The sequence below is a fragment of the Salinispora pacifica DSM 45544 genome (genome assembly GCF_000378845.1).
GTDB classification, from domain to species: domain Bacteria; phylum Actinomycetota; class Actinomycetes; order Mycobacteriales; family Micromonosporaceae; genus Micromonospora; species Micromonospora pacifica.
The window spans coordinates 2843294-2864305 of sequence record NZ_KB905359.1; the positions used below are offsets into that span (position 1 = coordinate 2843294).

Consider the following 21012-nt stretch of genomic DNA (forward strand, 5'->3'; position numbering starts at 1 on the left):
GGCGGCGCGCGCCGCCAGTCAGCCCGGGGGCGAGATCTCCACCCCGAGCACCGCCTGCTCGTCGGGGCGGTGCGCCAGCACGTCCCCGAGGTACGACTGCACCGCCGGGGCCATGCCGACGTCCCGGCCGGCCCGCTGGGAGAGCAGCCACTTGTGCTCGATGATCTGCGCGAAGATCTCCTGGGGTTCCAGCTTGCGGCGTAGGTGCGCTGGCACGGCGCGGACCACCGGCTCGAAGACCTCGGTCAGCCAGCGGTGTGCCGCCTGCTGCTCATCGACCAGGTCGCTCTCGGCCCGGTAGGCGTCCAGGTCGTTGAGGAGCCGACGCGCCTGGTTCTCCTCCGCGTCCAGACCGGTGAGGCGAAGCAGCCGCCGGGTGTGGTAGCCGGCGTCCACCACCTTCGGCCGCACCAGATACCGCCCGTTGTCGATCGTCGACACGGCGATCTCGGCCACGTCGAAACCCAGCTCGTTGAGCCCGCGGATCCGGCCCTCGATGTCGTGCCGAGCCTCCCGCTCGATCTGCTGCTCGTAGGTGATCTCATGCCACAGCCGCTCGTACCGCTGTACGACCTCCTCGCACACCACGGCCGGGTCGATCGACTCGTGCAGCAGCCCGGCCGCCTGTAGATCCAACGCCTCACCGAAGATGTTCACCCGGGCGATCTCCAGGTCCTCACCGCGCTGCCCGTTCGACAACGAGCGGTGCAGCACCCCGGTCTCCGCGTCCACCAGGTAGGCCGCGAACGCGCCCGCGTCCCGACGGAAGAGGGTGTTCGACAGCGAGCAGTCGCCCCAGAAGAAGCCGGTCAGGTGCATCCGGACCAGCAGCGCGGCCAACGCGTCGAGGAGTCGCTCCATCGTCTCCGGCCGCAGCGTGTGCGAGAAGAGCGCCCGGTACGGCAGGGAGAACTGGAGGTGCCGGGTGATCAACACCGGGTCCAGCGGTTCCCCGGCTTCGGTCTGCCGGTCGGCGACGATCGCCACCGCCTCCACCGTTGGGAAGTCGATCCGTTCCAGGGCCCGCAGCAGGTCGTACTCCCGCTCGGCCACCCGCTCACCGGTCTCCTTGACCGCGTACACGTAGCCGCCGAGCCGAACGAACCGGACCACGTGCCGAGAGATGCCCTGCGGCAGCGCCACCAGGTGCTGCGCCGGCCACTCCACCAGCGGGGTCGACCAGGGCAGGTCGAGTAGCGCCGGGTCTACGAGAGCCGAGGTGATCCGCACGCACTCCAGTTTGCGCCCTCACCCGCCGGAACGCCTCCCCGCGTGGTTTGGCACACAGCCACCCGAACCGGGCCGGGGGCCGAACGGGCCGGTAGCGTGGCCGAGATGCGGCAGGCAATGACCCGGTGGCGAGCGGTACGGCTCCGGCCGGTCCGCCCGGCCGGCTGGTGGTTCGACGGGCTGCTCCTCGCCGGTCTGGTGGCCCTGACCACCGCCCTCGCCGCCGACCACCTCTTCGGCCTCGACCGGGCGGTGGCCGACTGGTCGGACGCGCACCGCCCGGCCGCCGCGTACTGGGCCGCCCTCATCCTCAACTACCTCGGCCAGGGCGGCCCACTGACCCTGACCGCCGTCGGGCTCGGCGTTCTGCTCGCCGTACGACTCCGCTCCGCCCGCCCACTGCTGCCACCGGTCGCCGGGTTCATCCTGATCAACCTTGTCGTCGGCGGACTCAAGGTGACGACGGCCCGGCCCGCGCCCAGCGCGAGCGGGAAAGAGCCCTTCCTCGCGCCGGAGCAGACTCTGCCGCTCTTCCAGCACGAGTTGGCGCTGCAGTTCACCCGCTCCTACCCGTCCGGGCACGTCGTCAACACGATCATCTGGTGGGGCGTGATCGTCCTGCTCCTCGCCCGGTTGCTGGAGACATACGGGCGCACGTTGCCACCCCGGCTCGCCGTCGCGGCGCGGGTCGTCCCGCCCCTGGTGGTATTCGCCACGACCATGTACCTGGGCTGGCACTGGCTGACGGACTCGATCGCCGGGCTGCTCCTCGGCCTCCTGCTGGACCGGGTGCTGCACCGGGTGCCCTGGGATGACGTGCCGCTGCCTCGGCGGATCGACCAGGACCGTCGGCGGCGGACCTCCGAGCGCGCGAACTGACTCGGACCGCTGTCGCGTGGGTCGAGGGCGTGGAGCTGCTCAGCACCCAAGTGGCATCGCCTATTGTATCCGCTTCTGGGAGCTTCGACGTATAATTCCCCTGGTCAAGGGTGAGAGTATGGCTATGAATAAGTTCAGGGGAAATTAATGAATAGAGTGGTACGCCCGAATCGGCGGGCGTTGCTCTCCAGCGCGCTCGTCGGCACGGTGGCCGCGCTCGCGGGCTGCTCATCGACGGAGGCGCAGACGCCAACGACCAGCGCCTCCCCCGAAGCACCACCCACCACACCCAAGGCAGCACTCGAACGGCTGATGGAGGGCAACCAGCGGTGGGCACAGGGCGACCCGCAGGCCCCCAACCGGGACCCGGCCCGGCGTCAGGCCGTAGCCCAAGAGCAGAAGCCCTTCGCGGCGGTCCTCTCCTGCATTGACTCGCGAGTGCCACCGGAGCTCATCTTCGACGTCGGCCTGGGCGACCTCTTCGTGACGCGCACCGGCGGCGAGGCGGTTGACCCGGTGGTTACCGGTTCTGTCGAATTCGGGCCCCTGACCAGCGGCACTCCGCTCATCGTCGTCCTCGGTCACCAACGTTGCGGCGCCATCAAGGCGGCGTACGCCTCCCTTCATGACGGCGAAACGCTGCCCGGCAACCTGCCGGAGGTCGTCACCGCCCTGCAGCCGGCGTACGAACAGGTAGCCGCCGCGGGGGGCAGCGACCCGATCGATGCCATGATCCGTGCCCAGATCGAGTTGGCCGCGAACGGCCTGCGTTCCAGCCCGGACCTCGCCCCACTCGTGGCGAAGCAGGACCTCGCCATCGTCGGCGCCTATTACTCCCTCGACACCGGTGCCGTCGAGGTCCTCAGCGGCGCACCCTCCTGACCAGCCGAACGGTGACCGAACAACACTGGTCCCGGCCAGCGGCATGGGCATCAGGGGCTTCTCCCTGGTGCTGGCGCCCTTCCGAGATCTGGGCTAGTCGGCAGGGTCGGGTTGTTGACCAACCGAACCGTCCTGCTCCCCCGCCCGAGGCAGTGGCGGGCCACCCGGGGGCAGTACGGCCTCCGGAGACGAGCCACCCGAGGGCAGTGCGGCCTCCGGAGACGAGCCACCCGAGGGCAGTGCGGCCCCCGGAGACGAGCCACCCGAGGGCAGTGCGGCCTCCGGAGACGAGCCGGCCGGGGGTCCGGGAACCTCTGCATCGAGCGGGCCGGCCGCACGGAGCAGGGCGTTCAGCCCGGCCCGGCGGGCAACCACCGTCAACCGGTCCCCGGCCATGATCACTAGCCGGTGGTCGAACTCCCACTCGTACCGCTGGCCGGAGCGGGCATGGGCGAGGAGCCGGACGCTCCCCGCGCGACCAACGGCGGCGAGCGGCTGACCTTCGAGTGCGGAGCCGGCGGCTACCGGGACCTCGGTGACCAACAGGGCGTGCCGGCCAACCGAGATGGTGGCGATGACGGCACGGTCCAGCAGGGCGCCGGCGAACGACGGCGCCGCCAGGTACGACACGCTCCGCGAGACACCGATACCGAAGGACCGTTGGACGCGCTCGGCGAAATGCCCATCAAAGAGCCGCAGCACCACCTGAACATCGTCGTTAAGAGAGCGGGCGGTCAGCGCGGCCCGCAGGTTCACCCCGTCGTCGGTGGAGACCACGACGAGGGCCTGGCAGGTAGCTACCGAGGCGGCACGCAGGGTCTCCTCGGCGGAGGCGTCCCCCACCACCAGCGGCACACCGAGCCGCCGGGCCAGCGACGCACCGCGCGCCTCCGGGTTCTTGTCGATAGCGACCACCTCGACGCCGAAGTCGCGGAGTTGGGCGGTCACCCGCATCCCGATGTTGCCGAGGCCGACCACGACCACGTGCCCGGCACGGTCGGTCAGGGGCCGCCCGGAGTGCAGCGCCAGCCGGGCGTTGACGAGACCGTCCACCACCACAGCGGTGATCAACGGAATCAGGGCCAGCCCGGAGAGATTGAGGACCACCTGGAGGACCTGTTCGCCGAGCGGCTTGGCGGCGTCCGGGTCCTGCCCGCTCAGGGCGGTGACCAGGGTCAGGTAGAGCGCCTCCCCCCAGCTCACCTCGGCGGTGCTGGCGTAGAGGCCGCCGAGCACGACGATCACCGCCAGCAGCACCAACACGGCGATGCCGATCCGACGGGTGGCGAAGCCGCGGACCGCCCGGAGCAGCATCGTGGCCGGCCGGCGCCACCGCCGGGCCCGGCGCAGTCGGCGTGCTGCCACCTCGGTGCCCGGTGGCGTACCGGCCGCCCCGGCGAGCACCACGTCGGCGGCGGTCGCGTCCGCGGGCAGGACCCGAACCTCCCGCGGATCGCGGGTATCCGCCACCGGGCAGACGATGTCCTCGTCGCGAAGATCGACGCGGCGGGCCACATAGAGGGTCCGGCCGCCGTGTCGGAAGTGAGCCGGCGCGACCTCACCCAGCGCGGCGGCGACGAAGGCAGGGGCCGCCATCGCGGCGTCGGAGAGCACCGCCGAGTCGGGGAAGATCTGTCGCACCCCGTTGGCCAGGCTGGTGTTGAACATCCGCACCACCAACCGCAGGCTCGGCTGGACCTCCTGTGCGCAGAGCGCGGCGTGCATGTTGCCCACATCGTCTTGGTGCAGCAACGCCAAACCCTCGGCCCGGTCCAGCCGGGCCTGGCGAAACGTCACCTCGTCGAGCCGGTCAGCCCGGATGACCTCGATGCCGTCGAGATCTCGACCGTCCGGGCTGTCCGTCCGCTGCCGCCTGGGCACCACCAGCGTGATCCGGATCCGGGTCAGCTGCGGCTCGGTGCCGAGCAGTGACTTCACCACCCAGTACGCCAGGGCGTCGTGGCCACAGACCACGTAGTGGGTCCAGGGGTCGTTGTTGCCTCGGAGCCGCCGCCCGGTCCACCACGCACGATCGAAGGGCCCCGTCATGTGGCGCATCGTAGACAGCCGGCACCCCTCGCGCAGCCCATCGATCACGATCGTGACGGATCAGTAGCGCGAGTCCAATCTCCACCCCGGTCCGACTCCGGCAAACTGGGACGATGACGCTGTCGCAACTGGCGGGTCGGCTGCTCGGCGTCCGCGAGCAGGTGGTGGAGCAGGGCGGTGGGGGCCCGTCGCGCGTACCGCGCCCCGCACCGACCGTGGTGGTCGGCGGCGGAATCGCCGGCATGTCCGCAGCGGTGGTGCTGGCCGAACGGGGAGTGCCGGTCACCGTCCTGGAGGCCGCCCCCACCATCGGCGGACGGCTCGGCGCGTGGCCGGAGGCGTCGCCCGACGGCACCCGGACCAACGAACACGGGTTCCACGCCTTCTTCCGCCAGTACTACAACTGGCGGAACATCCTCCGCCGGGTCGACCCGACGCTGGGCTTCCTCCGGCAGATCCCGCGCTACCCGGTCCTGTCCGCGCGCTGGCCGACCGAGGAGTTCGGCAAGCTGCCGCCCGCGGCGCCAGCGAACCTGCTCGCCCTTCTGCTCCGCAGCCCCAGCCTGCGCCTGCGGGACCTACGCGCGATGAACCGAGACGCCGCGCTGCCGTTGCTCAGCTACGACCCGATCCAGACGTACGCCGAGTTCGACGACACCACCGCCGACGCCCTGCTCACCTCGCTCCGGCTGCCGGACCGAGCCCGGGCGATGCTCTTTGAGGTCTTCTCCCACTCGTTCTTCAACCACGAAGCGGAGATGTCCGCCGCCGAAATGATCGCCCAGTTCCACTTCTACCTGCTGGGCAACCCGGAAGGGCTGGCCTTCGACTGCCCCACGGCGGACTACGCGACCTCGATCTGGCAGCCCCTCACCCGGCACCTCGAACAACACGGCGGCCGGATCATCACCGAGGCCGCGGTCACCGGGCTGCACCGCGACGCCGCCGGCTGGCAGGTGGTGAGCGCCGCCGGCGCGTACGAGGCCCGGCACGTCGTGCTCGCCGTCGACCCACCGGCCCTCGCGGCGCTGGTCGCGGCCTCCCCCATCCTCGCCGAAGCCGCCCCCGACCTGGTAGCGCGAATGCCCGCGTTCGGCCGACCCGGTCCGCCGTACGCGGTGGCCCGCTACTGGTGTGCCGGGGATGTGGATCCCGGGCGGGCCGTCTTCAGCGGGGTCTCCCGGCAGCCCACCCTCGACTCGGTGACGCTCTACCACCGGCTGGAGGCGGAGTCCCGCCGCTGGGCGGCGCGCAACGGCGGCGCGGTGGTCGAGTTGCACGCGTACGCCTGCGAGCCGGACGTGCCCGCCGAGGAACTGGCCGAACGGATGTGGCGCGAGCTGAGGCCCCTCTGGCCGGAGGCGGGGCGGCTGCGGATCCGTGAGCTGCGGGCCCGGGTGGAGGCCCAGGCGCCCGCGTTCCCGCCCGGCAGCCACGCGGAGCGGCCCGGCGTCCGCACCGACGCCGCCCGGCTCTACCTGGCCGGCGACGGCATCCGCACCGACTTCCCCAGTGCGCTGATGGAGCGCTCCGCCGCCACCGGCATCCTCGCGGCCAACCACATCCTGCGGGACGAGGGCGGCGCGACCGAGCCGGTCCACTCGATCCGCCCTCGGGGCCTGCTCGCCCGAGGGCACTGATCGGGCGGGGGCGCCCAAACCGCTACCCGGTGCCGCCCGTTTCGCCGGGCCCCATCTCGGGCGGGGACCACGGAAAGCGGGCCGGTCGGCGCTCGTTGGCCGCCGCCACGCCCTCCCGGGCCTCCCCGCTGGCCCGCACCTGCCCGTGCCACCAGGCGATCCGGTTGTCGTCCGCCCGCCCGTCGATGATTTCCTTGGCCGCCCTGACGCTGAGCTGAGACCGCGCGGTCACCGCGGCGGTAACCGCACCGACCCGGGCCGAGAGGGCGGCGGCGGGCAGCACCTCGTCCACCAGACCAACCCGGAGCGCCCGCTCGGCGTCGATCAGCTCCGCCGTGAAGAGCAGAGCCTTCGCCGTGGACGGCCCGACCAGTCGGGCCAGCCGGTGGGTGGTGGGTGCCGGATAGACCAGGCCGAGCCGGGCCGGAGGTACGCCGAAGCGCGCGTCGGCGGCGGCGAGCCGCAGATCGCAGGCGACGGCGAGTTGACACCCACCACCGACGCAGGCGCCCCGAATCGCGGCGACTGTCGGCTTGGCGAAGTCGACGAGCCGCTCCTCGGCCGTGACGGCGATACTGGCGTCACCGGCGTCCAGCAGCTCGTCCAGGTCACCGAGGTCCGCGCCGGCGCAGAAGGTGCCGTCGGCTCCGGTGAGCACCAGGGCCCGTACCGCCGGGTCAGCCTCCAGCTGATCGAGCATCCCCGGTAGTCGTCGCCACATCGCCGGGGTCATCGCGTTTCGCCGGGCCGGATTATGGATCACCACGGTCGCCACCGGACCGGCCACCTCGACAAGCAGTTCCGCGTCCGCCACCGCCACTCTCCCTCCGGTCCGTGTCGCCGCGGTGACGATATCGACGCAGCCGCCGCCCCGCCCCATCTCGGTGACGCCGGTCACGGTCTGGCGGCTCCTGCCCGCCGGTGGTTCTCCCTAGCCGGTGGCGCGATCAGAGCGGGGCCAGACGTATTCCAGATCGATCGGGATGTCCCCAAACTGGGGGCGATAGTGCTCGGGGTCCTTGCGCAGCAGCGACGAACGGTGGCTCAGGTGCAGGTCGTCGCGGCCCAACCAGGGCGGTAGCTCACCGGCGTCAGCCAGCTCGGCCTGGGTGCGTACGATACGCCCGCCCCGGGCGGCGGCGAAGTCGGTGACGAGCGTCGCGGCACAGGTGTCGGCTCGGCCCGACTCGCACCAGACCGCGCACACGTCCAACCCGTACCGGGTCAGCGCCTCCTCGTAGCCGGCCCACATCTTCACCGCCGGATGGTGTCGCCAGCCGTAACCCGGACGGGTCAGCCCCCGCAGCACCTGTATCGCCTCCACCCGCTGCTTACCGAGCCGACGTTGGTCCAGCGCGGCCGCGCTGGCCAGGAAGTCGGGGTACGGAAGGAACGTCTGCATCCTGGTTACCTACCCGCCACCGCACCCGACAATCCTCCGGCGGCGGGCAGCACGGCGGCGGCGCGGCGGGCGACGAAGCGACGGGGTTCGCTGACGTTATAGTCGATCCACCACAACGTCAGAACGCCCACCCAGTCCATCCTGGCTCGCCGGCAGGGATGCCAGCACCTCGACGCGCCGAGCCAGACGGACACCGCACAGGGGAACGCATGGCCGTCTACAGTGCTCGACAGCTCCACGGCTTGCGAATCATCGTCACCGGCGGCGGCACCGGGGGGCACACCTATCCGGCACTGACGACCATCCGAACGCTCCGCGCCCGCCTCGCCGAAACCGGCGCCGAGCCCGACATTCTCTGGGTCGGCGTCGAGCAGGGACTGGAGGCGAGGATCGCCCGGCAGGAGGGCCTACCCTTCCGCGCCATCACCACCGGAAAGCTACGGCGGTCCCCCAACCGTCAGGAGCTGTGGCGCAACATCACCGACGCGTTCCGGATTCCGATCGGCGTACTGCAGGCCATGGCGACCGTACTGCGGGTCCGGCCGCACGTGGTCCTCTCCACCGGCGGCTACGTCTCCGTCCCGATCGGTCTGGCCGCCTGGCTGGCCCGGCGCCCCCTGGTCATGCACGAGCAAACCCTCAACCTGGGCCTGGCCAACCGGATTCTCGCCCTGGTCGCCCGCCGGGTGCTGCTAAGCCACACCTCCTCGTTGCCGAACCTGTCGAAGCGAGCGCAGGCCAGAGCGGTGGTCACCGGCAACCCGGTCCGCCCCGACATGCTCACCGGAGACCCGGCTGCCGGCCGTGCCGCCTACGGACTGGAGCCGCACCTGCCACTGGTCTTCGTCACCGGCGGGGCGCAGGGCGCGGTGCAGGTAAACCAGATGATCGCCGAGGTCCTCCCCGATGTCCTGCAACGCTGCCAGGTGCTGCACCAGTGCGGGGAACACAGTCTGGACCGCATGCGACAGGTCGCCGCGCAGTTACCGCCGCACCTACAGGCCCGCTACCGCGTCGTGGACTATATCCATGGGCAACTGCCCGACGTGCTCGCCGCCGCCGACATCGTGGTCGCGCGCAGTGGCGCCGGCACAGTAGCCGAGCTGACCGCGTTGGGCCGACCGGCAATCCTGATCCCACTCGTGCCGACCTCCGGCGATGAGCAGCGGCAGACCGCCCGGCACCTCGCCGCGGCCGGCGCGGCGCGGATGCTCACCGGCGGCGATGCCACCGGCGCCGCGCTCCGCGCCGAACTCTTGACGTTGCTGGACGACGCGCAGCGTCGACACGCCCTGGCGGAGGCCGCCCGCCGCCACGGCCGGCCAGACGCTGCTGCCGCCGCCGTCACCGAGCTGATCGACGCCGCCCGCCGCGGCTGACGCACCGCGCTTCGCGATCGCCGCGCAGTCGGCGGCCCTGGCCGGTTCCGAGGCCCCAGCCGGCCAGGATTTCGGCGAATCCGGCGCGGCTCACCCCAGGCCGCTCCGCGAACGCGGCATCCCCGATCGCATCCACCCCTGGGTGGTGGATACGAGACCGCCCGCATGGTCGCAGCCCACCCGGCCGCACCGGTCACCGCCTGGCCGCACCGGCCCGGGGACCCCCAGGCGAGGCCGGGCAGCCACCCGTACCACCACCTCCGCAGCGACCAGGCACCAGAAAGACCCTCAGCTCAGAAACCACCGACCAAACATGCAAAAGCCCTGCCCACAGCGGCCGGTATTTCGGCTCCATCCAAGGCCAGCGGCATCGGCTAAACGAAGAGTTTTGTCCGCATTTATGACGTAGACACGTCTGGTCGGCTGCGACTATCGTCGCTGGAGCAGATCGATCAACACAAAGCAAGTGTTGACGACAAACGCAACACCTGCTAAGTGGTGCCGTGGCAGTTCACGGTGGCGCTACTCAAACTGCCAGGCAAGCAAATTCCAAACAACGGGGAACGGCCGCAATGCGTGCGCAGGACCTGGTGGTGCCGCGCCCCAACACCTCCCTGCCGGCACCCGTCCGGTCCCGCGAAGTCTGAGACTGAAGGCGGATATATGACCACAACAACGCAGCCCGAAAATGCCGAGTCGATGTACGACCGGATTGGCGGCGCGTCAACCGTGACGCGAGTCGTGGACCGGCTCTACACGCTGATCCTGGACGACTCGCTGCTGCGTCCGACCTTCCACGACAAGGACCTGGTCCCACTCAAACGGCACATGGCTGCGTTGCTGTCACAGGTCCTCGGCGGCCCCAAGGCCTACACCGGTCAGGATCTTGCCACAGTGCACCAGCCCCTTGCCATAACGGATGCGCAGTATCGCTCGGTCGCCGACTACCTGCTCGCATGCCTTTACATCGAACATGCTCCCGCCGATGTGCTCGCGGCAATGGTCGAGACCCTTACCACGCTACAAGCCACCATCGTAAGCGCCGATTCCGATCCCGCACCGGTTGGTTCGCCGACGTGACAGTGGAGCCTGACCGGCTACAAGCGTCGTGGGCACGGGTTGTCGCGCATGGTGATGCGGTGCCGGCCTACTTCTACGCGGCTTTGTTCACGCGTAACCCGCAGCTGCGACAACTCTTCCCGGCGTCCATGGCGGGCCAACGGGATCGGCTGGTCACCGCACTTGGACGCATTGTCGCCGGTGTTGGTCAGCCAGACGTGATGTTGCCTTTCGCACGCGGGCTCGGCCGCGACCACCGACGCTTCGACGTTCGTCCCGAGCACTACCCGCCCGTTGGGGAGGCGCTACTGGCCACCCTCAGCCAGTTCCTCGGCCCGGACTGGGACGCCGACCTGGCCGCCGGGTGGACTGAGGCGTACGGCCTCGTCGCGCAGGTCATGTGTGATGCCGCGGCGGAGGCCACCCGCAACGAGCCCCCGTACTGGAAAGCGCTGGTTGTCGAACACGAACGCCGGGGCCTGGATGTGGCGGTGGTCCGACTGCAGGTGGACCAGCCCGTGCCCTACTGGTATCTGCCGGGTCAGTCCTGCGCGATCGAGGTGCCGACACGGCTTCGCCTCTGGCGGTACTACTCCCCGGCGAACATTCCGCGCCGCGATGGGTTGGTTGAGCTACACGTGAAGGCCGTACCAGGTGGGGAGGTCTCCACCGCCATCGTCCAGTCGCTGCGCGTCGGCGACGAGACCCGCGTCGGCGCGCCCATCGGGCACAGCCTGACCCTGGACCCGGACTCCGGCCGGGATCTCTTGCTGCTCGCCGGCGGCACCGGCCTGGCTCCGCTGAAGGCACTCACCGAACAACTCGCCGCCGAGGGCGGCCGACGACGAGTCACCCTCGTCGTCGGCGGTCGCACGAGTGGCGACCTCTACGACCTACCCGCCCTGGAATCCATGGCGCAGCAGATGCCCTGGTTGACCGTCGTCCCCACCCTGTCCCACGATGCCCACGCCGCCGGCGTTCACCGTGGCACCGCCGTGGACGTCGCACTACGCATGGGCCGCTGGGACACGCACGACATCTACGTCTGCGGTCCAGCCGAAATGGTCGCCACCAGCCGCGAGCGTCTCGCCGAGGCTGGTATCGCCCCGCAACAGATTCGAAGCGAGGACGGTACCAACGACCCCTACCGCCCCGACTCCGTAGCCACCGTCACGGTGGCCGACCGCGCCGAGGTGTACGCACGATGAACACCGCCAACCACACCCGCGACGAGCCTAAACTCGGGCTGGAACAAGCCCTACCTCGCGGATGGCAACCGCTGTCCCCGGAACACGTCCGGGGACAGCGGTTCCGCGAGACCGCACTCGGTCGCCGTGGCTACCGCCCGGACGAGGTCGAGGCATTCCTCGCCCGAATGGCCGAGGAGGTGCAACGGTGGACCACCGTCCACGCCCGCGACCTCGCGGAAATCAACCGGCTACGCGACTTCTTCCGCAACCAGAACATCGACACCGAACCCGCCCGCCAACGCGCCTTCTCCAGCGAGGCGATCAACATCCTGGCCACCGCCCAGCAACAGGCCGACCAACTCATCGCCGATGCCAAAACCCACGCCCGCAGCATGCAGACCGACGCGCGTAGCCAGGCCGAACGCGTCGTCGTCGAGGCACGCCGCGAGGCGGAAGCAGCCGCCCACTCCTACCGCGTCCGCGCAGGTCAGCAATACTCCGCCGACCGCGAACAGGTCGAACGCCTCGCCGCCATCGCACGAAACATCCTCGCCGCAGTCGCCGGCGCCACCAGCCAACTCGATGGCGCCACCAGCCAACTCGATGGCGCCAGCGCCCAGATCCGGGCCGTGGGCGACGCCTTCAGCGCCGAACTGACCAAGTTGGTCGGTCCCCCAATCGCCGCACCCGAACGCGCCGCCATACCGGACCATCCCACAGCCACCGGCATCCAACCCGCCCGCGGACAGACGCACCGGTAGCCAAAGCGCCACGAACCCCAACGACCCACCACGCCGTAGGCCGCACCGAGAGCCGGGCGACCGGGCACCGGTGGTCTGTTTCGCACAGCTCAGCGCAACGCGTACGGCCCGCTCAGGCTGGTGCGGTAACGGCGGGTCGGCAGCAGCAACGTGGGGTGGCGGACGCTCCAGGCCGCTCCCTTGCAGACCATTTCCTTGTACCGGGCTGCCATCCTTCCGGCGAGGAAAGACGACTTGGCGCGGTCATCGGCGGTCACGAACTGGATGAGCCCGTCCCGCCGGCCGAGACTGACGCACTGGTTGAAGTAGCGGAACGCGAGTTTCGGCACCTCCCGGCCGGTCAGGCGCGCAGCGATCGCGTCGGCGGCCTGCCACCCCATCGGAATCCCGGTGGCGCAGGACATCCGGAGCGGCTTACCCCCAGGCCCCTCCGCGAACGCGGCATCCCCGATCGCATACACCTCGGGGTACGAGACCGCCCGCATGGTGGCATCCACCCGAATCTGTCCAGTTTCGGCAAGCTCAAGGGGCGTGGCGGCGGCGATGGGGTGAACGGCGAAGCCCGCCGTCCAGACAGTCACCTGAGCCGGAATGGTTCGGGCGTCGCCGGTGACCGCGCTGGCCGCGTCGACCCCGGCGATGTTCGTGTGCTCGTGCACGGTGATGCCGAGCCGGTCGCAAACACGTCGTAGGTGACGCCGTGCCCCGACGTCCAGCCAGTCACCGAGGCCGCCGCGGGCGGCGATCGCGACGGCGAGGTCCGGCCGCGCCTCGGCGATCTCGGTGGCAGCTTCGAGGCCGGTCAGCCCACCTCCAACGACCAGAATGTTCCCGCCGGCGCCGAGGCGGACCAGGCGGTCGCGCAGCCGCAGCGCGGACTCCCTTCCAGCGATGTTGTAGGCGTGCGCGGCGACACCGGGAACCCCGTGGTCAGTACCGGTGCTACCGAGGGCGTAGACGAGGGTGTCGTAGCTGATCTCGTCCGCGCCCTGCTGGTCCACCAACGTGACGATCTTGTGATCGAGGTCAACCGCGGTGACTCGCCCCAGGAGTAGCCGCACGTCCGTACCCGCGTAGATGTCACGCAGTCGGCGGTGGGCGAGGCGCTGTCCGGTCGCGAGTTGGTGCAGCCGGACCCGCTCGACGAACTCGGCCTCGGCGTTGACGACAGTGATCTCGACGCTGTCGGGGTGCAGCCGCCGGGCGAGACGTCCGGCGGCGGCGGTTCCGGCGTATCCGGCCCCGAGGACGACGATGCGGTGCTTCATGATCTCACTCCTGTCTCGATGCGTCCGCTTCCTGAACCGGACAGCGACGCGGTTACTGACAGGAGTTCGCCGTGAGCTGGGTCACCAGGCTTCGATGAGCGGTTCGCCGGGCTCGGCCGCGGACCAGCGGTGGGTGGCGCGGACAAGCTTGTCGGGGTTGACCTGGGTATGGATGGCCGCGATGCCCTCCCCGGTCAGGTGCAGGGACATGACGGCGACGACCCGGTCGTCGAGCACGACCACCACCGCGGGCCCGCCGTTGACGGCGCCGGCATAGACAGCAGGTCGGCCGCCGATCCGGTCTCGTTTGACTTTGGTGGGAACGAGGAGACCGCGCAGGAACCGCGCCACCGCCAGCGCGCCGGCGACCGGCGTGGTCCGGGCCGGAACCTTGCCACCACCGTCGCCGACGCTCGTCGCGTCCGCGGTCAGGAGCTCGACGAGCCGCCGAACCTCCCCACTGGTGGCGGCCACAAGGAACTCCTCGACGACCTTCCGCGTGCTGGTCGCGTCCACCTCCGCCCGGACCCGGTCGGTGCTGATGTGCTGCTTCGCCCGCCGGTAGATCTGTTGGCAGTTCGACTCGGTGAGGTCGAGGAACTCGGCGATCTCACCGTGCGAGTAACCGAACGCCGCCCGGAGCACGTACACCACCCGCTCGTTGGCTGAGAGCCGCTCCAGCAGGACGAGCACCGCCATCGAGACCGACTCCCGCTGCTCCACGGTGTCGACCGGGCCGAGCATCGGGTCTCCGGGGAGCAACGGCTCGGGCAGCCAGGTGCCCACGTACCTCTCGCGCCGGGCGCGCGCCGAGGTGAGCTGGTTGAGACAGAGGTTGGTGAGCACCTTCGTCAGCCACGCCTCGGGCGTCCGAACCACGGTCCGGTCGGTGGCCTGCCACCGGAGAAACGTCTCCTGGACCGTGTCCTCGGCGTCGCTCGCCGAACCGAGCAGCCGGTAGGCGATCGCCTCCAACCGAGCCCTGGAGTCCTCGAACAGCTCGACCTCGTGCGAACGCAGCGGCATGACCCGACAGTAGCCACACGGCCCCCGAGGCACCACGGCTCGGCTCGGCCCGCCGGTAGCGTCGGTGACCTGCGCCACGGCGCCGGTCTGGTCGCCCGGGATGCCGAGCGACGGTGCCGGTCTGGTCGCCCGGGGTGCCGAGCGACGACCGGTGTCGGACCGCCGTGTCAGGCTGGGACCCGTGATCGTCACCTTCGAGGCCGAGCTGTGGGGCTGGAGTGCCCGGCGGGCGGACAGTTGGACCTTCGTCAGCCTCCCCATCGACCTGTCGGAGGAGATCCGGGAGCTGTCCGGACCGCCACGGCGTGGCTTCGGCTCGCTGCGGGTCCGGGTCACGGTCGGTGGCAGCACCTGGGCGACCTCAATTTTTCCGGACAAGCAGCGAAGCTGCTACGTGCTACCCGTCAAACGAGCTGTCCGCGAGGCGGAAAGCATCGAGGCCGGCGACGTCACCGCCGTGAGCCTGGAACTCCTCGGATAGGAAAACCAGCCCGGACCGGAGCGCCGCGCCGCCGCTGGCGTACGGCAGGATGGCCGACGTGACCGCTGCCCCCCGTCCCGCCCTGGCGACGCTCGAGGCGGTGCTGGAGCGGCTCACGTACGTCAACGAGGAGACCGGCTACACCGTGGCCCGGGTCGCCACCGACCGCAGTGGGGATCTGTTGACGGTGGTGGGTGCGCTGCTGGGCGCGCAGCCGGGGGAGAGCCTACGGCTGCACGGGCGCTGGTCCTCGCACCCCAGGTACGGCCGACAGTTCGAGGTCGACACCTACACCACGGTCTTGCCGGCCACGATCCAGGGCATTCAGCGCTACCTCGGCTCGGGCTTGGTGAAGGGCATCGGACCGGTGTTCGCCGAGCGGATCGTCGCCCATTTCGGCCTGGAGACGCTGCGGATCATCGAGGAGGAGCCGGCCCGGCTGGTGGAGGTGCCGGGGCTGGGCCCGAAACGCACGGCGAAGATCACCGCGGCGTGGGAGGAACAGAAGGCGATCAAAGAGGTCATGGTCTTCCTCCAGGGCGTCGGTGTCTCGACCTCGCTGGCGGTACGGATCTACAAGCAGTACGGCGACGCCGCCACCGATGTGGTCACGAAGGAGCCGTACCGGCTGGCGGCCGATGTGTGGGGCATCGGCTTCAAAACCGCCGACACCATCGCCCGGTCGGTCGGTATCCCGCACGACAGCCCGCAACGGGTCATGGCCGGGTTGCAGTACACGCTCTCCGAGGCCACCGACAACGGCCACTGTTACCTCCCCGAACCGGAGCTGGTCGCGGACGCGACGAAGATCCTCGACGTGCCGGCCGACCTCGTCACCCGTTGCCTGGACGACCTGGTCGCCGAGGAGGGCGTGGTCCGTGAGTCGCTGCCGGGCGGCGACGCGGAGCCGGTCCGGGCGGTGTACCTGGTGCCGTTCCACCGGGCGGAGCGGTCTCTCGCCACCAGCCTGCTCCGCCTGCTCGGCGATGGGGCTGATCGGTTGCCACACTTCGCGGGCGTCGACTGGGACAAGGCTCTGACCTGGCTGAAGGCGCGTACCGGCAACGACCTCGCCCCGGAGCAGGAGCAGGCGGTCCGGCTCGCGCTGACCTCGAAGGTCGCGGTGCTGACCGGCGGGCCGGGGTGCGGCAAGAGCTTCACTGTCCGTTCGATCGTCGAGCTGGCCGCCGCCAAGAAAGCCAAGGTCACGCTGGTGGCCCCGACCGGGCGGGCCGCCAAGCGCCTCTCCGAGCTGACCGGGCACCCCGCCGCCACGGTGCACCGCCTGTTGCAGCTACGCCCGGGCGGGGATGCCTCCTACGACCGGGACAACCCCCTCGACGTTGACCTGCTGGTCGTGGACGAGGCCTCGATGCTCGACCTCATCCTGGCCAACAAGCTCGTCAAGGCCGTACCACCCGGCGCACACCTGCTGCTGGTCGGCGACGTCGACCAGCTTCCCTCCGTCGGCGCCGGCGAGGTGTTGCGCGATCTGCTCGCCGCTCCCACCATTCCGCGGGTGCGGTTGACCCAGATCTTCCGCCAGGCCGCCCAGTCCGGCGTCGTCACCAACGCGCACCGGATCAACGCCGGCCGCCCGCCCCTGCTCCAGGGCCTGCCGGATTTCTTCCTCTTCGCCTGCGACGACACGGAGGCCACCGCCGACCTTACCGTCGATGTCGCCTGCTCCCGGATCCCCGCCAAGTTCCGCCTGGATCCCCGCCGGGACGTGCAGGTCCTCACCCCCATGCACCGCGGCCCCGCCGGCTCGGGAGCGCTGAACACCCTGCTCCAGCAACGACTCACCCCGCATCGGGAGGAGCAGCCGGAGCGGCGTGCCGGCGGGCGGGTGTTCCGCATCGGCGACAAAGTCACCCAAATTCGTAACAACTACGACAAGGGGCAGGCGGGGGTCTTCAACGGCACCCTCGGCATCGTCACCCAGCTCTCGACCGAGGAGCAGACCCTGACCGTCCGCACCGACGAGGACGAGAGCATCGACTACGACTTCGACGAGCTGGACGAGCTGGCGCACGCCTACGCCATGACCATCCACCGCTCGCAGGGCTCCGAATACCCGGCCGTCGTCATCCCGCTGACCACCAGCGCCTGGATGATGCTGCAACGCAACCTGCTCTACACCGCGGTCACCCGCGCCAAACAGCTCGTTGTTCTGGTCGGCTCCCGCCGGGCCCTCGCCGCCGCGGTCCGTACCGTCGGCGCCGGTCGCCGGCACACCGCCCTCAACCACCGACTCGCCACCACCACGCCCTGATCGGCGGGGAACACCGGGCCGGGACGAGAACAGGCCCCGGGCGTTCCCGGGGCCTGTTCTCGCTGGGAAGCGGGGCGTCAGCGGCCGGCCTCCCCGGTGGTACGGATCCGGTCCAGTGCCGGGGCGGAGACCGGCGAGGTCTCGGTCAGGTACGCGACCAGCGCGTCCAGGTCGATCTGGCCGGTGGCCGGGTTGGTGCCCTCGGTGAGAACGGAGAAGCCGTCGCCCCCGCCGGCCAGGAAGTTGTTCACCGTGACCCGGTAGGTGCCGTCGGTCTCCACCGGCACGTCGGCGAAGGTCAGGCTGCCGCGGACCACACGCGTGCCGGCGCAGGGGTCATCCGCCGGGGCGGTGCCGCCAGCCGGATCGACGACGTACCGGACCGTGGCCGACGGGTAGAGCACCCGCTCGGTGACGAACTGCTGCTCCAGCAGGCAGTAGAGCTGCTCGCCGGTGAGGTCGAGGGTCACCAGGTTGTTGGTGAACGGTTGGGTGGTGAACGCCTCCTCGTAGGTGACCGGGCCGGCGTCGAGGTCGGCCCGGACACCGCCCGGGTTCATGAACGCGGCGACCGCGTTCTGGTCCCCCTCGCTGGCCCAGAGCTGGGCGTCGGCGATCAGGTTCCCGAGCGGGGACTCCCCGCGGACGGTGTCGAAGAGGGTCTCCTGCGTCCGGGTGATCGCCTCGGTGGTCTCGCCGACCTCCCGGCCGGCGACCGGGCCGAGGACGGTCTGGTACCGGTCGATCAGCGCGGTCTGGGCCGGGTCCTCGGCGACGTCCCGGGTGACCACCAGGTTCTCGGCGGTGGCCCGCAGCACGTCCCCGGTCCGCCGATCGATCTTCAGGTCGATGTCGGTGATCAGCCGGCCGTACGAGCTGGCGCTGGTCACCAGCTTGTTGTTGACCTCGCAGTTGTACGCCTGGTGGGTGTGCCCGCTGACGACGACGTCGATGGACCGGTCCATCCGGTTGACGATGTCGACCACCGGGCCGGTGAAGTCGACGCAGTCGTTGATGCCACCGGCGCCGGCCTGGTTTCCGCCCTCGTGCAGCAGCACCACGATGGTCTCCACGCCCTTACGGCGCAGTTCCCGCGCGTACCGGTTGGCGGTCCGCGCCTCGTCGGCGAAGGTCAGGCCGGCGACGCCGTCCGGGCTGACGATGTCCGGCGTGCCCTCGAGGGTCATTCCGATGAAACCGATCTTGACGCCCTGCACCCGGTGGATCGCGTACGGGGGCAGCAGCGGCTCGCCGGTCTCGGTCACGAAGGAGTTCGCGGCGAGGTACTGGAAGTCGGCGCCCCGGTACGGGGTGCCGTCGGCGCAGCCGTCGACCGGGTGGCAGCCGCCGTGCTGAATCCGCAGCAGCTCGTCGGAGCCCTCGTCGAACTCGTGGTTGCCGACGCTCGCGTAGTCGAGCCCGGCCTGCGACAACGCCTCAATGGTCGGCTCGTCGTGGAAGGCCGCCGACAGCAGCGGCGAGGCGCCGATCAGGTCCCCGGCGGCGACCGTGATGGTGTTCTTCTTCTTGCTGGCCTTACGCAGCTCGGCCAGGTGGGTCGCCAGGTACTCGACCCCGCCGGCGGGCTGGCCCTCGATCGTGCCGCTGGAGCCACCGGGCGGCTCCAGATTGCCGTGGAAGTCGTTCAGCGCGAGCAGCGTGACGTCGACCGGCTTCCGGCCGGCGTCCGCCGCTTCAGGGGTGGTCGCGACCGCGCCGAAGGCGGCCACAGCGAGCGCGGTCAGGCCGATTGCGGCCCGACGCATCCCAGGGATGGACATGGAACTCCTCGTGGAACCGGCGCGGAAACATCCGGGCTAGGCACGCCCACCATTTCGCGCCATCGGCAGGATTCAGACACCGGCGGCGACGGGTACGCCACCAGCACCGACACCAGCCTCTCATCGCTCCCGCCACCAGTCGACCGGGCGGTAGACCACAGCTTCAACAACAGTGGGTAGCCCGCTGGCCCGCCGTATCGAGCAGACCGGGGTGCCGCGACCGGCTGGCTACCCTGGTACCCGGCACCGGCAGCGGCCGGTCACCTCCGACCCGGGACAACACGCGAGTGGATCACGATCAAATCATCTGTGCCGGCACGGCCCGCCTGCCGATGGCGTCGACCGTCGCCCAGGCGTGCCAGTGGACCGTCGCCACCCTGGCCCAGTCCACCCCGGCCGCCGTCTCGGTGCTGCTGGAGGTCCATGACCGGCTCCGGTGCATCGCGGCCACCGGGTCGTGGCAGGTCTTCTCGACCGTCCCGCCGGCTACCGGCGTCGTCGGTCAGGTGCACACCACCGGCCGCCCCGCGGTCATCACCGACCTCGGCGCGGACCCGGATCGCCTCCCGGTCCGCCCCGACGCCACCGGTGAGGTCTGCGTACCGGTGCCGGGGCCGGCGGGGCGACCCGTCGGCGTCCTCGACCTGATCTGGAGCCAACCGGCGGACCTGACGGCGTGGCGGGACACCGCCGAACGCCTCGCGGAACAGCTCGGCGCGCGGATCGCCGCGCTCGGCGGACCGCCGGCGGAGACCCGGAGCGAGGAGCTGTTGCGGCACGCCGCCGCGCTGGCCGCCGCCGACACCGAGCGGGAGCTGCGACACGCGGCGTGCACGGCCGCGCGGGACGTCTCGACGCTCTCCACCGCCGTTATGGTGCTCGCCGGGCAGCCGGGGCCCCGGCTGTGCGCGCCGACCACCCGCCCCGACGAGTTGGAGGCCCGGGTCCGGGCCGCGCTCTCCGCGGCCGGCCCGGAGGCGCTGGGGCGGATGGTCGACCTGGCCCACCGCTACGGCGCCGGTTACACCCTCGGTGAGACCGAACCGCCGGCGACCGACGACCACGCTCCGCTGACCCGGGCCGGGGTCCGCACGCTGGTGGCGGTACCGGTCCGCGCAACCGACGACATCGGGCTACTGCTGGTCGCCGACGCGCGGCGGCTCCGCCCCGACCCGACCACCGTCAACCTGCTGGAGCTGCTCGCCAGCCAGACCGGAAGCGCCCTGGACCGGCTCCGGACCGTGGCCCGGCTCCGCGAGCGGGCCAGCTCCGACCCGTTGACCGGGTTGCGGCATACCGGGCCGTTCGGGGAGCGGATCGCGGCGGCCACCCCCGGGCGTACCGCCCTGCTCGCGATCGACGTGGACGGCTTCAAGACCGTCAACGACACGTACGGCCACCAGGCCGGTGACCGGCTGCTGGTGGGGCTGGCGCGGGCGTTGGAGGGCGCGTTGCGCCAGGGCGACGAGCTGTACCGGACCGGTGGCGACGAATTCGCGGCGGTGATCGAGGTGAACCGCCCCGAGGAGGCTCTCCGGGTCGCCGAACGCCTCACCGCGGCGGCGCGCCGGATCGGCCGCACCGTCAGCGTGGGCGTCGCCCTCCCGTACCCGGACGAGCCCGCCGGCCACGCCCTCCACCGCGCCGACCAGGCGCTCTACCGGGTGAAACGGGAGGGCCGCGACGGCGTACGCCTGGCCGCCGCCTGAA

The 21012-nt window shown here is 70.8% G+C and carries 18 protein-coding genes; 10 read left to right on the plus strand and 8 right to left on the minus strand.

Translation table 11 applies throughout. The features are described from left to right. Window positions 1-18: 18 nt before the first annotated feature. A complete protein-coding gene (locus SALPAC3_RS0112860; protein WP_018221638.1) occupies window positions 19-1230 on the minus strand; it encodes a DUF4032 domain-containing protein in 1212 nt (403 codons plus the stop codon). 42 nt (window positions 1231-1272) lie between these two features. Between SALPAC3_RS0112860 and SALPAC3_RS0112865 the strand changes: the two genes are divergently transcribed. Next, window positions 1273-2109, plus strand: a complete 837-nt coding sequence (locus tag SALPAC3_RS0112865; protein WP_018221639.1) for a phosphatase PAP2 family protein — start codon at window positions 1273-1275, stop codon at window positions 2107-2109. Between the two features lie 312 nt (window positions 2110-2421). After that, complete coding sequence (locus SALPAC3_RS0112870; RefSeq protein WP_026185515.1) at window positions 2422-2991, plus strand: carbonic anhydrase; 570 nt, start codon at window positions 2422-2424, stop codon at window positions 2989-2991. 93 nt (window positions 2992-3084) lie between these two features. Here SALPAC3_RS0112870 and SALPAC3_RS0112875 read toward each other — a convergent pair whose 3' ends face one another. After that, window positions 3085-5040 carry a potassium channel protein gene (locus SALPAC3_RS0112875; protein WP_050563744.1) on the minus strand — a complete coding sequence of 652 codons (1956 nt, stop codon included), beginning with the start codon at window positions 5038-5040 and terminating at the stop codon, window positions 3085-3087. A gap of 113 nt (window positions 5041-5153) precedes the next feature. On the opposite strand from SALPAC3_RS0112875, the gene SALPAC3_RS0112880 reads away from it, so the two are divergent. After that, a complete protein-coding gene (locus SALPAC3_RS0112880) occupies window positions 5154-6680 on the plus strand; it encodes an FAD-dependent oxidoreductase (protein ID WP_018221642.1) in 1527 nt (508 codons plus the stop codon). A gap of 22 nt (window positions 6681-6702) precedes the next feature. On the opposite strand, the gene SALPAC3_RS0112885 is transcribed toward SALPAC3_RS0112880, so the two are convergent. The 3 genes from SALPAC3_RS0112885 to SALPAC3_RS29085 form a co-directional block, all read right to left on the minus strand. After that, window positions 6703-7500 (minus strand): enoyl-CoA hydratase/isomerase family protein, encoded by a 798-nt coding sequence (locus SALPAC3_RS0112885; RefSeq protein WP_026185516.1) that lies wholly within the window; start codon window positions 7498-7500, stop codon window positions 6703-6705. Between the two features lie 111 nt (window positions 7501-7611). Further along, window positions 7612-8082, minus strand: a complete 471-nt coding sequence (locus SALPAC3_RS0112890) for an MSMEG_6728 family protein (RefSeq protein WP_018221644.1) — start codon at window positions 8080-8082, stop codon at window positions 7612-7614. A 5-nt stretch (window positions 8083-8087) separates the two neighbouring features. After that, entirely contained in the window at window positions 8088-8213 is a 126-nt protein-coding gene (locus SALPAC3_RS29085) for a hypothetical protein (RefSeq protein ID WP_269744919.1), read from the minus strand. A 78-nt stretch (window positions 8214-8291) separates the two neighbouring features. On the opposite strand from SALPAC3_RS29085, the gene SALPAC3_RS0112895 reads away from it, so the two are divergent. The 4 genes from SALPAC3_RS0112895 to SALPAC3_RS0112910 all read left to right on the plus strand — a co-directional run bounded on the left by SALPAC3_RS0112895 (window position 8292) and on the right by SALPAC3_RS0112910 (window position 12471). Next, window positions 8292-9461, plus strand: a complete 1170-nt coding sequence (locus SALPAC3_RS0112895) for a UDP-N-acetylglucosamine--N-acetylmuramyl-(pentapeptide) pyrophosphoryl-undecaprenol N-acetylglucosamine transferase (RefSeq protein WP_018221645.1) — start codon at window positions 8292-8294, stop codon at window positions 9459-9461. A 663-nt stretch (window positions 9462-10124) separates the two neighbouring features. Beyond that, a complete protein-coding gene (locus SALPAC3_RS0112900; RefSeq protein ID WP_232430502.1) occupies window positions 10125-10541 on the plus strand; it encodes a group I truncated hemoglobin in 417 nt (138 codons plus the stop codon). Then, window positions 10538-11728 carry a globin domain-containing protein gene (locus tag SALPAC3_RS0112905; RefSeq protein ID WP_026185517.1) on the plus strand — a complete coding sequence of 397 codons (1191 nt, stop codon included), beginning with the start codon at window positions 10538-10540 and terminating at the stop codon, window positions 11726-11728. The genes SALPAC3_RS0112900 and SALPAC3_RS0112905 overlap by 4 nt, the downstream gene beginning before the upstream one ends. After that, entirely contained in the window at window positions 11725-12471 is a 747-nt protein-coding gene (locus SALPAC3_RS0112910; RefSeq protein ID WP_018221648.1) for a DivIVA domain-containing protein, read from the plus strand. The genes SALPAC3_RS0112905 and SALPAC3_RS0112910 overlap by 4 nt, the downstream gene beginning before the upstream one ends. A gap of 89 nt (window positions 12472-12560) precedes the next feature. Here the strand turns inward: SALPAC3_RS0112910 and SALPAC3_RS0112915 are convergent, their stop codons facing one another. Beyond that, window positions 12561-13739 (minus strand): NAD(P)/FAD-dependent oxidoreductase, encoded by a 1179-nt coding sequence (locus tag SALPAC3_RS0112915; protein WP_018221649.1) that lies wholly within the window; start codon window positions 13737-13739, stop codon window positions 12561-12563. An 81-nt stretch (window positions 13740-13820) separates the two neighbouring features. Further along, window positions 13821-14765 (minus strand): RNA polymerase sigma-70 factor, encoded by a 945-nt coding sequence (locus SALPAC3_RS0112920; protein WP_018221650.1) that lies wholly within the window; start codon window positions 14763-14765, stop codon window positions 13821-13823. Between the two features lie 181 nt (window positions 14766-14946). On the opposite strand from SALPAC3_RS0112920, the gene SALPAC3_RS0112925 reads away from it, so the two are divergent. After that, window positions 14947-15246: a DUF1905 domain-containing protein gene (locus SALPAC3_RS0112925; RefSeq protein ID WP_018828231.1), complete on the plus strand. Its 300-nt coding sequence runs from the start codon at window positions 14947-14949 to the stop codon at window positions 15244-15246. A gap of 49 nt (window positions 15247-15295) precedes the next feature. Further along, window positions 15296-17521, plus strand: a complete 2226-nt coding sequence (gene recD2 / locus SALPAC3_RS0112930) for an SF1B family DNA helicase RecD2 (RefSeq protein WP_018221652.1) — start codon at window positions 15296-15298, stop codon at window positions 17519-17521. Window positions 17522-17598: 77 nt separating this feature from the next. On the opposite strand, the gene SALPAC3_RS0112935 is transcribed toward recD2, so the two are convergent. Continuing rightward, entirely contained in the window at window positions 17599-19302 is a 1704-nt protein-coding gene (locus SALPAC3_RS0112935; RefSeq protein ID WP_026185518.1) for a bifunctional metallophosphatase/5'-nucleotidase, read from the minus strand. A 287-nt stretch (window positions 19303-19589) separates the two neighbouring features. On the opposite strand from SALPAC3_RS0112935, the gene SALPAC3_RS0112940 reads away from it, so the two are divergent. After that, the gene (locus tag SALPAC3_RS0112940) at window positions 19590-21011 is read left to right on the plus strand and encodes a GGDEF domain-containing protein (protein ID WP_018221654.1); all 1422 of its coding nucleotides are present in this window, start codon (window positions 19590-19592) and stop codon (window positions 21009-21011) included. Window position 21012: the final 1 nt, after the last annotated feature.

Excerpts from the sequence above, each read along its gene's own strand:
- SALPAC3_RS0112935 (WP_026185518.1), bottom strand. The coding sequence starts at position 19,302 with ATGTCCATCCCTGGGATGCGTCGGGCCGCAATCGGCCTGACCGCGCTC.
- SALPAC3_RS0112915 (WP_018221649.1), bottom strand. The coding sequence starts at position 13,739 with ATGAAGCACCGCATCGTCGTCCTCGGGGCCGGATACGCCGGAACCGCC.
- SALPAC3_RS0112920 (WP_018221650.1), bottom strand. The coding sequence starts at position 14,765 with ATGCCGCTGCGTTCGCACGAGGTCGAGCTGTTCGAGGACTCCAGGGCT.
- SALPAC3_RS0112870 (WP_026185515.1), top strand. The coding sequence starts at position 2,422 with ATGGAGGGCAACCAGCGGTGGGCACAGGGCGACCCGCAGGCCCCCAAC.
- SALPAC3_RS0112895 (WP_018221645.1), top strand. The coding sequence starts at position 8,292 with ATGGCCGTCTACAGTGCTCGACAGCTCCACGGCTTGCGAATCATCGTC.
- SALPAC3_RS0112875 (WP_050563744.1), bottom strand. The coding sequence starts at position 5,040 with ATGACGGGGCCCTTCGATCGTGCGTGGTGGACCGGGCGGCGGCTCCGA.
- SALPAC3_RS0112890 (WP_018221644.1), bottom strand. The coding sequence starts at position 8,082 with ATGCAGACGTTCCTTCCGTACCCCGACTTCCTGGCCAGCGCGGCCGCG.
- SALPAC3_RS0112900 (WP_232430502.1), top strand. The coding sequence starts at position 10,125 with ATGACCACAACAACGCAGCCCGAAAATGCCGAGTCGATGTACGACCGG.
- SALPAC3_RS0112880 (WP_018221642.1), top strand. The coding sequence starts at position 5,154 with ATGACGCTGTCGCAACTGGCGGGTCGGCTGCTCGGCGTCCGCGAGCAG.
- recD2 (WP_018221652.1), top strand. The coding sequence starts at position 15,296 with ATGGCCGACGTGACCGCTGCCCCCCGTCCCGCCCTGGCGACGCTCGAG.
- SALPAC3_RS0112910 (WP_018221648.1), top strand. The coding sequence starts at position 11,725 with ATGAACACCGCCAACCACACCCGCGACGAGCCTAAACTCGGGCTGGAA.